Here is a 14,359-nt window from a genome sequence, read left to right on the forward strand (position 1 = left end):
AGTCCAGCGGGGCTCTCGCCTCTCCCCAGGATAGAACGTCCCGGCGATCACGTTGTCCCGGCACATCATTGGGAGGCGATGGAAGACCTCTGGTCTGAAATTGACGCATGCATGGTCCAGGAATATGATGTTTGGTGATCGCAAGGATTGGAGGGATCGCAATGGGGATCAATGTGGTCTTCCCGGAAGAATTGCTGATCGCGCTCAAGATGGAGCCTGAGACTTTTCGGAAGCAGGCCCTGGTTTATACGCTCGGCAAGCTCTATGAAACAGGACAGATCTCCGGAGGGCTGGGCGCTCAGATCCTGGGTTGTGCGCGCTGGGAATTCTACCGGCTTCTCTCCGAGAACGGTTTCGCGGTGATCGATTATCCTCCTGAGGATCTGGAACAGGAGGCGGAAACCAGCCGCCAGCTCGCAGAAAGGATCCGTTCACGGTGATCCGGATCGTTGTAGACAGCACTCCTCTGATCGCGCTTTCTTTCATCGGACGTCTCGATCTCCTGAAGGCCCTCTTTGATGAAGTGATCGTCCCTGCCTCCGTCTACCAGGAGGTGGTCGCTCAGGGACATGGGCGACCGGGCGAGGAGGAGGTTAGGCAAGCAGGCTGGCTGGTGGTCCGGGAGCCTGAAAGAAGCCTGCCCCTTCCTCCTATGCTCCTTGGTCTGGATCAAGGCGAGGTGGATGTGATCTTGCTGGCTCAAGAAGTCAAGGCCGATTGGGTGGTGATGGACGAGAGGCTGGGTAGAAAATTCGCCCGCGCCCTGGGACTCCAGGTAAAAGGAACCTTAGGAATACTGTTGGCCGCTTACCACGCGGGCCTCCTCTCACGGAGAGAGGCAGAAGAAGCAGTGGACAAACTCGCAAACAGCCCTCTTCGAATCCACCCTCGGCTGGTAGAGTGGTTTAAAGGACAGCTCTTTCCTTGATCTTTCGACCCACTGTCTGTCAATAAACTTCTCTTCACCCCCATTAGCTCCTAACAGATGGCTTATTTTTCGCTTTAATAAGGATGTGATGGCCCCGGATTTCTTGTGGCTTTGTCAAATCACATTGTATTCCGCAGGAGGAGGGGAGGCCAGGAACCGCTCGTAACGCAGCGGGGCGATGTCCAGGGTGTGGGCCCGGCCGTCCAGGATCTCCTCCGCCATCAGCAGACCGGCGATGGGACCGTGCATCACCCCATGCCCGCTGAAACCCGCCACCACATAGAAGCCCTCCACCCCCGGGATGCGCCCGAGGATGGGATGCGCGTCCGGGGTCACCTCGTAGAGGCCAGCCACCCGGGCCCGCACCCCCGCCCGCTCCAGCAACGGCATCCGTGCCACCGCCGCCTCCATATGGATCAGCTCCCACTCCGGATCCGGCTGCTCCCGGAAGCCCGGAGGCTCGTCCCGATTGGACATCCCGGTCAGGATCCCCTCCCCCTCCCGATGGAAATAAAGGCTGCGGGCGAAGTCGATGACCATGGGGAAGTCCTCCGGGATCTCCGGAATGGGCGTGGTGATCAGATACTGACGCCGATAGGGGCGGATCGGAAGAGAGATGCCCACCATCTCGCCGATCTGCGCCGCCCAGGCCCCAGCGGCGTTGACCAGGACCGGCGCCGCGATCTCCCCCAGAGGAGTGATCACCCCGGCGATGCGCCCGCCCTGCAGCCGCACGCCCGTCACCGGCGTGTCCGTCCGCAGGATCCCCCCCAGGCGGCGGATCCCCGCGGCGTAGCCGTTCACCAGATCCATCGGGCTGAGCAGCCCATCCCGAGGGCAGAACGTCCCGGCGATCACGTCATCCAGGCGCATCATCGGAAGGCGGCGGCGGATCTCCTCGCCATCCAGCCACTCCGTGGGCACCCCCAGGCGGCGCTGGAGGGCCACCTGATCCCGGAAGACCGCCACATCCTCCTCCCGGGTGAGCAGGAAGAGATAGCCGCAGAAACGCATCGCCAGCGGCGCCCCGGGGTCCTCGGCGAAGCGCTCCATCATCGCGACGCTCAGGAGGGAGAGGCGGATGTTGATCTCCGTGGCGAACTGATGGCGGAAGCCGCCGGCGGCTTTGCTGGTGGAGCCGCAGCCGAAGAAGGGGCCTTTCTCCAGGACGACCACGCGGAGGCCGGGCTGTTTCTTGAGGAGATGATAGACCGTGCTCAGGCCCATCACCCCACCCCCCGCGATCACCACGTCCGCCGTGGCAGGCAGCGTCATCGCTTCCCCTCCATCCGCAGACTCGCCGGAGGCCATCCCGAACGCTGGGCCCATCATCTCTTCCCATTTTCCTCACAACGATGGCCGGCGGCCAGCCGCCTTGCCGGGTCCTCTTTCGAAGGGCCCTGCTTCTCTCCGGGCTCGCCAGGGTATAATTCACCCAACCCGGAGGGACGACCACGAGCGCTGATCCGCCGAGCGTGCCGACTCTGAATCCGGAGGGATCGTCCATGCGCAGAGGCCTGTGGGGGACGCTGATCCTGATCCTTCTGGCGGGTTGTTTTCCATCGTTCCCCTTCCGCGAGGGGGGATCCACGAGCACGCCGCCCGGAACGGCGACCCCTCCGCTCCCGCTCCACAGAGAAGCGGCGCCGATCCCCTCGTCGACCGTTTCTCCTTCGGCGACGCCTTCGCCGACGCGGGCGTATTCTCCCACGCCAACCCTTGCGCGTCCCACGCCCACCGCGGGCCCGACCCGCACCCCCGGCCCAACGAAGACGCCGCGCCCCACCCGAACGCCCGGGCCCGTGGCCACGCCGCGCCCATCCCCCACTCCCGCGCCCACCCGGACGCCCGCCGCGGGAGCTTCGGGGATCCACCCTGCGGTCCCCCCGATGGTCCTGGCCAACTATTTCCCCTGGTATGATCCGGGGACCTGGTCCACCGGCTGCACGTCGGACAGCGATCAGCCGCGGGACGGGGTGTATCATTCCGACGATCCCGGCGTGATCGCCCGCCACATCGGCCAGGCCCGCGCCGCCGGCATCGACGGCTTCGCCGTCCACTGGTTCGCCCCCGGCAACCGCACCGACGCCAACTTCGAGAAGGTCCTGAACCTCTCCCCCGAAGGCTTCCAATCCACCATCACTTTTCTCTATCACATCCTTCCCGGGGCGAATCAGCAGGGGGTCATCGATGCCCTGCGCTACGTGATGGGCCGCTACGCCGCCCATCCCCGCTTCCTCCGCATCGCCGGGCGGCCGGTGATCCTGTTCAGCGACATGTATCGGGTCCCGGATCCCGCCGGCAACCGCCCCGCCTCCGATAAGGACGTGGCCACCGCCGTGGCCCGCTGGGCGGCGATCCGGGAGGCGGTGGATCCGAACCACACGGCCTGGTGGATCGCGGAGGGCCTGCAGCCGGATTATCTCTCCGTCTTCGACGGGCTCTATGTCTACAAGATCGACCACGCCTGCTGCCCCAACGCCTACCGGGGGGCCTCCCGCTGGGCCGGATGGGTGCGGGACTGGGAGCGGCGGACCGGCCGGCCCAAGCTGTGGGTGGGCACGGTGATGCCCGGATGGGACGACCTGAACTCCGCCCAGCCCCAATGCGCCGACCTGCGGGTGAGCAGCGCTCCCTTCGCCCGGGACCGGGAGAACGGGGCGTATTACGCGCGGACGTGGGAGGCGGTGCTGCCCACGCGACCCGACTTCATCCTGATCCACTCTTTCAACGAGTGGGTGGAGGGCTCCTACATCGAGCCCAGCGTCCGCTTCGGCGATCTCTACCTGCAGCTCACCGCCCAGTGGGCCGCCCGCTACAAAGGGCGCTGAGGGCCGAGGGGGAGGAGGCCATCCCCCTCATTCGCATCCTCGCGTTACAATGGCGGCAAACACGATCCTTCGCCTTGGAGGAAACCATGGGCGGGCCGTGGGCGGTGGTGGCGGTGCTGTTCGCCTTCATGCTGCTGCATCAGACGGACAAGCTCCTGCTGGGCCCTCTGACCACGGAGATCATGAACACCTTCCATATCGGGGAAGATCTCATGGGGCTGGCCTCCACGGCGGCGCTGCTGGTGGGCCTCTTCCTCTATCCGCTGTGGGGCTACCTGGCCGATCGCTTCGCCCGGCCTGCCCTCATCGCCCTGGCCTCCTTCATCTGGGGGGCCACCACCTGGCTCAGCGCCATCGCCCCCACTTATCCCCTCTTCCTGCTCACCCGCGCCTCCACCGGGATCGATGACAACGCCTACCCCAGCCTCTACAGCCTGATCTCCGACTACTTCGGGCCCCAGCTCCGCAGCCGCATCTACGGCTTCCTGCAGATGACCGGCCCCGTGGGCTACCTCATGGGCGTGGCCCTGGCCCTCGGCCTCAAGGACCTCATCGGCTGGCGCGCCATCTATCTGATCACCGGCTCCCTGGGCCTGGTCATGGCCTTGCTGATCTGGCGGACCGTCCGCGAGGTCCCCCGGGGGCGCAGCGAGCCGGAGCTGGCCGCCCTGGCCGAGATCCCCGCCTACCGCTTCAACCTCAACGAGGTCCGCGCCCTGTTGCGCAAGCCCACCTTCCTCTTTCTGGTCACCCAGGGGTTCTTCGGGGTCTTCCCCTGGAACGTGATCTCTTTCTGGTTCTTCCGCTACCTGGAGGTGGAGCGGGGCTACAGCAACGCCCAGATCTTCGTGGTCATGGCCTCCGCGGTGATCGTGATGTCCCTGGGGTATCTGGCCGGCGGGGCGATGGGCGACTGGCTGTTCCGACGCACCCTGCGGGGACGGCTCATTGTCTCCATGGCTGGGGTGCTGGCCGGCGCGGTCCTGCTGGCGATCACCATGTCCATCCCGCCGCAGGCCTTCGGGGCCTTCTGGGCGATGGTGATCCTCACCGCCTTCACCATCCCCCTGGCCGCCCCCAACGTCCTGGCCACGGTCTTCGACATCAGCCCGCCGGAGATCCGGGGCTCGGCCCATGCCCTGGAGTCCTTCATCGAGGGCAGCGGGGCCTCCCTGGCCCCCTTCCTCACCGGCCTGCTGGCTGTGCGGACCTCGCTGCACACCGCCATCCTGACGATCTGCGTGGGGACCTGGCTCCTGTGCGGCTTCCTCTTCGCCCTGGCCATCTGGTCCGCTCCCCGGGACATCATGGCGCTGCGGGCGGAGCTCCGCGCCCGCGCCGCGCAGGCCGGCGCGGGCGGGAGCGCGTCAGCGTAGGGATCCTGCTCAGGCGCCCCACCGAATCATGAAGCGCCTCAACCTTCGGCGGGGAGGCCGGCGGCGACCCACTGCAGGATCTCCCGGGCCAAGCGAGCCCGCGCCTCCGGATCCAGGATCACCGTGTCCGTCACCAGCGGGCGGATCCCCATCGCCGCCACGGCCGGGGCCAGCGCCGCATCCGTCCGGTCCAGCACGAAGCCGTCCAGGAAGGCCTGATAGCGCCGGGCGACGGCGAGGGCGGAAGGAGCTTCCCCCAGCTCGGCCATCATCTTCGCCGCCGGCCCCTTCAGCGCTCGCCCCCCGAGGATCGGCGAGACGGCCACCACCGTCCGTTCCTTCAAGAGCTCCGGAACGCCCGGGAGGGCCAGGATCGGGCCGATGCTGACATACGGATTCGAGGGGGCGATCACCACCAGGTCCGCCTGCTCCAGGGCCGCCCGGGCCTCCGGAGCCAGGCGCGCCCGCTCCAGACCCTCCCAGCGAAACCCTCGCACGCGGGGCTGGCATCCCCGGCGCACGAAATACTCCTGGAACGGCAACGGCCCCTCCTCCGTGTCCACGATGGTGCGCACCGGCTCGTCGCTCATCGGCCAGACGGCGACGCGCACCCCCAGGGCGTGGCAGAGGCGAGCGGTGACCTCGCTCAGCCGCAGGCCCTGCCCCAGCAGGAACGTGCGGTAGACGTGGGTGGCCAGATCCCGATCCCCGACCCGGAACCAGGTTTCCCCGCCGTATCGCCCCAGCATCTCCAGGGCTCCCCAGGTGTCCCCGGCGATCCCCCACCCGGTCTCCGGGTTGGCGATCCCAGCCAGGGTATACATCACCGTGTCCAGGTCCGGGCACACCCGCAGGCCGTGCCACTCGAAATCGTCGCCGGTGTTCACCACCACCGCGAGCGACTCCGGCGGGAGGATGCGGGCGAACCCATCCGCCATGCGGGCTCCGCCGACGCCTCCGGATAAGACCACCAGGCGCATCGGTTCCTCCAGGCTTCCGCGTGGATTTGACAGCCGACCCTCCTCCAATTATGGTGGAAATCACCATCGGGCGAACACAGGCCTATCCCCTGTCGCGGCTCCTGCGCGCGAGGGAGAGGGGGCGGAGCGGAAGCCCCTTGCGCGGACGTCCCGGAAGGAACGGTGCCGATGACCCGAAACGTCCCGCCCGGCCATTCCGTGATCGAGGAGATCAAGTCCCGACTGGACATCGTGGAGATCGTCGGGGAGACCGTCCCGTTGCGGCGGTCGGGGAAGAACTACATCGGGTTCTGCCCCTTCCACCACAACGTGCGCACGCCGGCCTTCGTGGTCTTCCCGGACACCCAGACCTGGCGGTGCTTCGGGGCGTGCAACACCGGTGGGGATGTTTTCCAGTTCGTGATGAAGCGGGACGGCCTGTCGTTCTCCGAAGCCCTGCGGGTTCTGGCGGAGCGGGCCGGTGTCCCCCTCACGCCGAAGACGCCCGAGATGGAGGCCCGGGAGCGGGAGCGCGCCCGCCTGCGGGAGGCGCTGGCGGCCGCCGCCCTCTTTTACCAGAGCCAGCTCCGCCAGCTGCCGGAGGCGGAGCCAGCGCGGGCGTATCTGGCCGCCCGGGGGTTGACCCCGGAGACCATCGAGCGCTTCGGCCTGGGCTACAGCCCCGGGGCCTGGCATGCCCTGCTGGATTACCTGAAGGGCCGCGGCTTCTCCACGGAGGAGCTCCAGGCCGCCGGGCTCATCGTGGTGCGGGAGGACGGAACGGCTTTCGATCGCTTCCGGGGACGCCTGATGATCCCCATCCGGGATCCCCAGGGCCACGTGATCGGCTTCGGGGCCCGCGCCCTCTCCGGCGAGGAGCCCAAGTATCTGAACTCCCCCCAGACCCCCCTCTTCGACAAAAGCGCGGTGCTCTTCGCCCTGGACCTGGCCCGGGCGGAGATCCGGCGGACAGGGGTGGCGGTGATCGTGGAGGGCTACTTCGACGCCATCATGGCCCATCAGGCCGGCTTCACCAACGTGGTGGCCGCCCTGGGGACCAGCCTGAGCGAGGCGCAGCTGCGGCAGCTGCACCGTGGACTCCAGCGCCTGGTGCTGGCCCTGGACGCCGACCCGGCGGGGATGCATGCGGTGCTGCGGGGGCTCGCCTCCGCCCGCGAGGCTTTCGCCGAGACCTCCCTGGAGCTCGGGCCGCGAGGGCTGATCCGCCTGAGCGGCCAGCTCGGAGTGGACCTGCGGGTGCTGACCCTGCCCGAAGGGATGGATCCTGACGAGCTGATCCGTCGCGACCCCCAGGCCTGGGCCCGAGCAGTGGAGACAGCCCGCCCGGTCATCGCCTTCCTGCTGGACTACCTGGCTGCCCGCTTCCCCCTGGAGGATCCCAAAGGGAAGGCGGCCTTCGTCCGCGAGGTGGTGCCCATCCTGGCCGCCATCCCCGATCCGGTGGAGCGGGACGTTTACATCCAGCAGGCCGCCCGCATGGCCCGGCTCAACGAGCGGGTGCTGCTGGAACAGGTGACCAGCCGCCGGATGGAGGAGACGGAACGGCGCCTCCGCAAAGCCCCTGCGCCCTCCCTCGCGCCGCAGAAGGAGCGGGGCGGAGGGGCGGAGGCGGAGGCGACGCTCCTGGTCATGCTGGGCCTGGCCCCAGATCTCCTGCCCTACCTGCACGTCCGCTTCGCCGAGCTGGGGCTGGATCCCCTTTCCGAAGAGGATTTCATGGACTCCACCTTCCGCGCGCTGTTCCGAAACATCGCGGAGCTCGGGCCCGTGGAGGAGTGGCCGGAGGAGGAAGGGGAGCCGTTCCTGCGGGCGGCCTGGGCGAGGCTGCTGGAGCGCCGCAGGGCCCTGCTGCAGGGCTTCGACCCGGAGGACGAACGATGGGCGGAGGAGACGCTGCGCCTCGCCCTCTGGGTCCGCGAGCAGCGCCTGAAGGAGCTTCTCACGGATCTGCACGCCCTGGCCGACTCCGCGCCCGATTGGCCTCAAGAGGAATTCATGGCAAAATGGCAACGGTTGACGGAGGCGTTGAATCAGATCCAGCGCTTCCGCTACCGGCGCGCGATCCCGGAGGATCGACTGTCCACAACGGAGCGTTGATCGGGAATCCAGCGATGCAGGCCCGCAGGGCTCGCCCTCGAAGGGCCTGTTGTTAAGGCACTCCATGAATGATTCGTGTAGCACCTTTCTAAGGTGCTCGACTGCAGGGGTCGCGACCACCGCCCGTTTGTCTGAGGCTATGGGAAGGGAGCGGATGCGAATGACTCAGCCATCGTGGGAGAACGAAGAGCCGCGGGGCCTCGAGGAGGAGTGGCTGGAGGAAGAGGAGGGGATCCTGGAAGAAGAGGAAGAGGGGATCCCTGAGGAGCCACTCCCGGAGGAGCCCGAGGAAACGGAGCTGGAGGAGATCGAGAGCGAACCCATCGAGGAGGAGATCGAGGCCCTGGGCGAATGGTGGGGTCCGGAGCTGGCCGAGGACCCGGTGCGGATGTATCTGCGGGAGATCAGCCGGGTTCCCCTGCTGGAGCCCACCCAGGAGCTGGATCTGGCCATCCGCCTCCAGGCCCCCCGGGTCCTCGACGCCCTCCGCAGTTCGCTCCGCAAGCCCTCCCAGGCCGATCTGGCCCTGGCGGTTTACCGGGACCTGGTGGCCACCTGGGCCCAGGCGGAAGCGACGGCGGCCCGTCTTCACCGCCCGATGCCGCGCCTGACCGACCTCATCGCCGACCTCAGCCGCCCGATCCCGGAGGCGCGGGCCACCTCCCTGGAGCCCTACCTGGAGCGCCAGCGGGGCGGCCGCCGCCTGGCCGAGCTGCTGCGCCTGCTCGTCCGGATCTACGCCGACCTGCTGCTGCTGCCTCCCGAAGTGCTCTCGTATCTCGCGGAGCACGCGGCTTCGGATCCCGCCCGACCCGGCTCCGGGCGCTCGCCCGCGGTCCAGTGGCCGGGGGAGCGGGCCCTCCGGGCCCATCTGCCTTCGGAGGAGCGGCTGAGCCGATGGTGGCAGCACGTGCGGGATCAGGCGGCGGAGGCCCGCTCCTATCTGATCCGCGCCAACCTGCGCCTGGTGGTCAGCGTGGCCAAGAAATACCTGGGCCGGGGCGTCTCCTTCCTGGACCTGATCCAGGAGGGGAACCTGGGGCTGTTGCGGGCGGTGGAGAAATTCGATCCCGGGCGGGGCTTTAAATTCTCGACCTACGCCACCTGGTGGATCCGTCAGGCCATCACCCGGGCCATCGCCGATCAGGCTCGTACCATCCGGATCCCGGTGCATCTGGCGGAGTTCCTCAGCCGGGTGCTGCGCGCTCAGCAGAAGCTCCAGCAGACCCTGGGGCGGGACCCCACCCCGGAGGAGCTGGCCCTGGAGCTGGATCTGCTGTCCCCGCAGGAGGTGCTGGAGATCCAGGCCGCGTGGAACGCCAACCAGCCCCTGCCCCCTTATCTGGCCCGCCGCCTCCGGGAGGCCACCCGGAAGGTGGAGCAGGCGCTGCGCTGGGCCGCTGAGCCCATGTCGTTGGAGACGCCGGTGGGCGAGGAGGAGGACAGCGAGCTGGGGGACTTCATCGAGGATCACGGGACCCTCAGCCCGCTGGAGGAGGCCCACCTGAAGATGCTGCGGGAGCAGCTGCGGGAGATCCTGGACACCCTGCCCGAGCGGGAGCGGCAGGTGCTGGAGGTTCGCTTCGGCCTGAAGGACGGCCAGTGGCGGACCCTGGACGAGGTCGGGCAGATGTTCGGGCTGACCCGGGAGCGGATCCGCCAGATCGAGAGCAAGGCCCTGCGCCGGCTCCGCCATCCCCAGTTCAGCCGCAAGCTGAAGGATTACCTGGCCTGACACATCCGGGCCGCCCCCAATCCGGCGGCCCGCATCCGCTCATCCCAAAGGCCGTCCCTTCTGAGCTTTGATTCGGGCAAGGGCTTCCCGGATGGGGATGAGCCGCTCCCTTTGCCACAGTTCGTCCACCCACAACACAAAGCCTGGGATCGCCGCACTCCGCAACACCCCGCCAGCCCATATGGGTCAATTCGCCATGCCTTCCACACTCCTGCTCCTTGATGAAGGATCCTCCCCGGACCTACCCGCCCTCTTGAAAAGGAAGGAGCAACTTCGGGCAGCGTATATGTCCTAATTTTGTCAGGCCCGGCCGCTTTGTAGGACAACGACTCGCAGTTGTCCTACGATTTTGGGACATACCTTCCGGCCGAGCTGCCGGGGCAGGGAGCCTGTCCCCATCCCCTCAGGCCCCTTAAGCCCTCGACGTCCCTCTTTAGTCCATCGTGAACGCGTGGATCTCCCACGCCTCGCCGGACCCGACCGCGCGCGTGCGCAACTCGATGGAGAAGGCGTATTTCTCCCCGCTCGCCGTCGTGAGAGTTCCTTCCAGATGGGCCTGTCGGACCCCATTCTTCACTTCCACGCTCCAGCGGGAGAAAGACCACTCGACCGGCAGGCGATCGCCCCCATGCCGCCGGGCCAGCTCCTCCGGCCCGCCCAGCTGCCCCTGAAAGGACGGAGCGCAACGGGCGTAGGCGTCCTCCCACCGTTCATCCCGCAAGGCGGAGAGGAACTGCTCCGCGACCTCCCGGGCCGGCCGGACCTCTCCCGCCATCAAGCCGACGGTCCCCAGCAGCGCGACGCCCAGGCCGCTGACCATACAGAACGCCCAGAGACACATGGGAAGCGCCACGAGGCCGCCGATCACCGCCCACCATTTCCACGAAGAGGACGTCAAACCCTGTCCCAGCATTCGCGCCTCCTCGATGAAGGATCCTCCCCTCATCTACCCGTCCTCTGTGAACGCCGTGTGAACATCCCATCGAAGGAAGGAGCAACCTCGGACGGTGTGGGTGCTTGCTTTCCCTCCTCTGGATTCATATAATCGAACCGCTCCCCAAGCCCGATCACCGGGAGAGCCGGGAGGAAAGGGCGAAAACCCGCCGCATCCTCCTGTCGCCTGAACAAGGTCAACCTGATCCGAGGGTGAATTTCCCGATGCGCAACCGGAATCTCTGGCTGGCGTTGATCGGCCTGCTGGCCGTCCTCGCCCTTTGGGTGGACTTCACGGAAACCCGGATTGAGATCGGTTTCCTGGGGCTGCAGCGGGAGATCCGCACCGTGCTCGGCCTGGACCTCCAGGGAGGCATCCAGATCCTCCTGGAGGCGGACGTCCCGCCGAACCAGCCCGTGGACCGGGGCAACCTGGAGGACACGCGCCGGATCATCGAGAACCGGGTGAACGCCCTGGGCGTCTCCGAGCCCGTCGTCCAGATCGCGGGGACGCGTCGGATCGTGGTGGAGCTGCCCGGGGTGACGAACCTGGAGCAAGCCGTGAACACGATCAAGCAGACCGGCTTGCTGGAGTTCGTGGACGCCGGCGCAACCCCGATCCCGGAGGGCACCACCATCCGCACCAGCCTGGACCTTCCGATCACCGGGACCGCGCCGGTTACCGCCACGCCGTCCCTTGCCCCCACCCCTTCCCTGACCGGAACAGCGGAGGTGACCGGAACGGCGCCCCTCAGCCCGACGGAGCCGATTTACCGGACGATCATGACCGGCCGGAACCTGCGCAGCGCCCGGCCCCAGCTGGATCAGTTCCGGCAGCCGGAGGTGGCCTTCACCCTGGACGCGGAGGGCACCCGGCTCTTCGCCGAATACACCTCCCGGAACGTGGGGCGCTACCTTTGCATCGTGCTGGACAAGAAAGTCATCTCCTGCCCGGTGATCCAGGAGCCGATCACCCAGGGCCAGGGGGTGATCCGGATGGGCTCCAGGAGCACGCTGGCAGACGCGGAGGCTCTGGCGGTGACCCTGCGCTACGGGGCTCTTCCGGTGCCGCTCAAGATCGTGGATACCCGCAACATCGGCCCGACGCTGGGGCAGGAGTCCATCCGTCGCAGCCTGATCGCCGGCATCATCGGGTTCTCCACCGTCGCCCTGTTCATGATCCTCTACTACCGCGTCCCCGGGGTGCTGGCGGTGCTGGCCCTCAGCCTCTACACCGCCCTGGTTTTCGCCATCTTCAAGCTGCTCCCGGTGACCCTGACCCTGCCCGGGATCGCCGGGTTTGTGCTCTCCATCGGGATGGCGGTGGACGCCAACATCCTGATCTTCGAGCGACTGAAGGAGGAGCTCCGCGCCGGGCGGGATCTGTCCATGGCGATCGATTACGGCTTCGAGCGGGCCTGGCCCTCCATCCGGGATTCCAACATCTCCACCCTGATCACCTGCGCCATCCTCTATATCTTCGGGTTGAACTTCGGGGCCAGCATGGTGCGGGGGTTCGCCCTGACCCTGGCCATCGGGGTGGCCGCCAGCCTGTTCACCGGCATCTGGGTGACCCGAACTTTCCTGCATGCGCTGCTGGATCGGATCAGCGCACGGGTCCATCAGGGGTGGTTTGGGATCTGAAACGTTCGCACAGACACCAAGGTTACGCCCAAAATGAACTTTTCTGACAGCGAGGCGAAGGGATGATCGACATCATCGGCAAGCGATACTGGTATTTCGCCCTCTCCCTGCTGGTCATCGTGCCGGGCCTGATCTCCCTGGCCCTCTACGGATTGCCCCTGGCCATCGATTACACCGGCGGCTCGATGCTGGAGCTCCGTCTCCCCGCGGGGGCGGCGCCCTCCAGCGAGGAGGTGATCCGGATCGTGGGGCAGGCGACCGGCTTCCCCACGGCCGACATCCGGGCCCAGCCCTCCCTGCAGGGGACGCTGATCATCCGCACCCGGGAGATGGATGCGGCGACCCAGGCCCGGGTGATGGAAGCCCTGCGCGCCCGCTACGGCGACGTCGTCCTGGAACGCTTCGAATCCGTGGGCCCCACGGTGGGGGCGGAGGTCACGCGAGGCGCCCTGGTGGCGGTGGCCATGGCCTCCCTGGCCATCATGCTCTACCTCACCTTCGCCTTCCGCCAGGTCCCCCACGCCTTCCGCTACGGCGTGGCCGCGGTCCTGGCCCTGCTGCACGATGTGGCGGTGGTGGTGGGCACCGCCTCGATCTTCGGGAAAGTCTTCGGGTGGGAGGTGGACGCCCTCTTCCTCACCGCCGTGCTCACCATCATCGGCTTCTCCGTGCACGACTCCATCGTGGTCTTCGACCGAATCCGGGAGAACCTGCTCCGCTACCGCGGCGAGCCCTATGAGCGGATCGTGAACCACAGCATCCTGCAGACCCTGGACCGCTCGATCAACACCCAGCTGACGCTGATCTTCACCCTGGTCGCCCTGCTCCTCTTCGGGGGGACGACGATCCGGCAGTTCATCGCCACCTTGCTGATCGGGATGATCAGCGGGACCTACTCCTCGATCTTCAACGCGGCCCCTATCCTGGTGGTCTGGGAGAAACGGGAGTGGCGGACGTGGTTCCGCCGGCCGGCGGAGCAGCCGGTCCCGTAAGAACGATGCGCTTTGGAAACGCCGGGGGGGCCTTCCCCAGATGGCCTCCCCGGCGGATCCCCCTCCTACCGGCCTTCCAGAAAGCAACGCAGACCCTCCACGATGCCCTCCACCACCCGCTCCCGCCCCTCGGTGAGGATCCTCCGATCGAGGTAGAGAAACCCGGTCTCGATGATGGCCGCGGGGGTGCGGGGATCGATCTCCCGGAAGGCATGGTAATCGGTCATGTCGTAGGTGATGCTGTTTGCGTGGAAGCGCAGCCCGGTGCGCTGCCCGTAGGCGGAGATCAGGCAAGCCACCAGGCGATCGCTCTGCTCCGGAACGGCGTCGGCCTGGGCCCGGGCCACCTTGAAGCCGGTCGCCTCATCGTTGATGTATTCGCAGGAGTCCGCGTGGATGGAGAGCAAGGCCGCCGCCCGATAGCCGTTCAGCCGCTCGTCGAACTCCTCCAGGATGTCCACCGAATACCCCAGGTCCTCCAGGCGGCGGGCCACCTCCCGGGCAATGGCAGTGTTGACCTCGACCTCGGTGAGCCCGTCGGCGCAGACCGCCCCGCTGTCATGCCCCAGATGTCCGGCCACCAGACCCACCCGGGGGGTTCGGGCGGAGGAGGCGGGCTGGGGCGCCAGGTAGGGTTCGGGGCCGAAGGGGACGATCCGCAGGCCCCGGACGATCCCCAGGCCGCTTAGGAGAGCGCCCAGGATCAGCAGGGCGATCCATCCGAGGCCGGGCAGGGCCCTCCTCGACCGCCCAGCGGAGCGCTCCGGGCGAGGAAGGGCCATCGGCGGTCGGGCGCGCCGATGGGGGCCTTTCGGAGCCGAGCGGATCTCCCGTGTTTTCATT

General features: G+C 67.4%; 12 protein-coding genes. 8 read left to right on the plus strand and 4 right to left on the minus strand.

Annotation, left to right across the window (positions count from 1 at the left end; translation table 11 throughout):
- The first annotated feature begins 161 nt into the window (after nucleotides 1-161).
- Together KNN16_RS07895 and KNN16_RS07900 are read left to right on the plus strand one after the other, a co-directional pair.
- Nucleotides 162-440, plus strand: a complete 279-nt coding sequence (locus KNN16_RS07895) for a UPF0175 family protein (RefSeq protein ID WP_299283844.1) — start codon at nucleotides 162-164, stop codon at nucleotides 438-440.
- Entirely contained in the window at nucleotides 437-928 is a 492-nt protein-coding gene (locus tag KNN16_RS07900; RefSeq protein WP_303896207.1) for a DUF3368 domain-containing protein, read from the plus strand. The genes KNN16_RS07895 and KNN16_RS07900 overlap by 4 nt, the downstream gene beginning before the upstream one ends.
- 114 nt (nucleotides 929-1,042) lie before the next feature.
- Here the strand turns inward: KNN16_RS07900 and KNN16_RS07905 are convergent, their stop codons facing one another.
- Complete coding sequence (locus KNN16_RS07905) at nucleotides 1,043-2,203, minus strand: FAD-binding oxidoreductase (protein WP_303896209.1); 1,161 nt, start codon at nucleotides 2,201-2,203, stop codon at nucleotides 1,043-1,045.
- Between the two features lie 230 nt (nucleotides 2,204-2,433).
- Here KNN16_RS07905 and KNN16_RS07910 point away from each other — a divergent pair, with 230 nt between their 5' ends.
- Both KNN16_RS07910 and KNN16_RS07915 read left to right on the plus strand, forming a co-directional pair.
- Nucleotides 2,434-3,759 carry a glycoside hydrolase family 99-like domain-containing protein gene (locus tag KNN16_RS07910; protein WP_303896211.1) on the plus strand — a complete coding sequence of 442 codons (1,326 nt, stop codon included), beginning with the start codon at nucleotides 2,434-2,436 and terminating at the stop codon, nucleotides 3,757-3,759.
- An 86-nt stretch (nucleotides 3,760-3,845) separates the two neighbouring features.
- On the plus strand, nucleotides 3,846-5,135 hold the full coding sequence (locus tag KNN16_RS07915; protein WP_303896213.1) for an MFS transporter: 1,290 nt from the start codon (nucleotides 3,846-3,848) through the stop codon (nucleotides 5,133-5,135).
- A 38-nt stretch (nucleotides 5,136-5,173) separates the two neighbouring features.
- Here KNN16_RS07915 and cofD read toward each other — a convergent pair whose 3' ends face one another.
- Nucleotides 5,174-6,115, minus strand: a complete 942-nt coding sequence (gene cofD, locus KNN16_RS07920) for a 2-phospho-L-lactate transferase (protein ID WP_303896215.1) — start codon at nucleotides 6,113-6,115, stop codon at nucleotides 5,174-5,176.
- A gap of 168 nt (nucleotides 6,116-6,283) precedes the next feature.
- On the opposite strand from cofD, the gene dnaG reads away from it, so the two are divergent.
- Nucleotides 6,284-8,212, plus strand: a complete 1,929-nt coding sequence (gene dnaG / locus KNN16_RS07925) for a DNA primase (RefSeq protein ID WP_303900608.1) — start codon at nucleotides 6,284-6,286, stop codon at nucleotides 8,210-8,212.
- A gap of 154 nt (nucleotides 8,213-8,366) precedes the next feature.
- A complete protein-coding gene (locus KNN16_RS07930) occupies nucleotides 8,367-9,947 on the plus strand; it encodes a sigma-70 family RNA polymerase sigma factor (protein WP_303896218.1) in 1,581 nt (526 codons plus the stop codon).
- 433 nt (nucleotides 9,948-10,380) lie between these two features.
- Here KNN16_RS07930 and KNN16_RS07935 read toward each other — a convergent pair whose 3' ends face one another.
- The gene (locus KNN16_RS07935; protein WP_303896219.1) at nucleotides 10,381-10,860 is read right to left on the minus strand and encodes a hypothetical protein; all 480 of its coding nucleotides are present in this window, start codon (nucleotides 10,858-10,860) and stop codon (nucleotides 10,381-10,383) included.
- Between the two features lie 245 nt (nucleotides 10,861-11,105).
- On the opposite strand from KNN16_RS07935, the gene secD reads away from it, so the two are divergent.
- Nucleotides 11,106-12,524 (plus strand): protein translocase subunit SecD, encoded by a 1,419-nt coding sequence (secD, locus tag KNN16_RS07940; RefSeq protein ID WP_303896221.1) that lies wholly within the window; start codon nucleotides 11,106-11,108, stop codon nucleotides 12,522-12,524.
- Nucleotides 12,525-12,586: 62 nt separating this feature from the next.
- Nucleotides 12,587-13,516, plus strand: a complete 930-nt coding sequence (secF, locus tag KNN16_RS07945; RefSeq protein ID WP_299283869.1) for a protein translocase subunit SecF — start codon at nucleotides 12,587-12,589, stop codon at nucleotides 13,514-13,516.
- Between the two features lie 65 nt (nucleotides 13,517-13,581).
- On the opposite strand, the gene KNN16_RS07950 is transcribed toward secF, so the two are convergent.
- A complete protein-coding gene (locus tag KNN16_RS07950; RefSeq protein WP_303896222.1) occupies nucleotides 13,582-14,358 on the minus strand; it encodes an N-acetylmuramoyl-L-alanine amidase in 777 nt (258 codons plus the stop codon).
- Nucleotide 14,359: the final 1 nt, after the last annotated feature.

The organism is Thermoflexus hugenholtzii (assembly GCF_018771565.1).
Taxonomy (GTDB): domain Bacteria; phylum Chloroflexota; class Anaerolineae; order Thermoflexales; family Thermoflexaceae; genus Thermoflexus; species Thermoflexus hugenholtzii_A.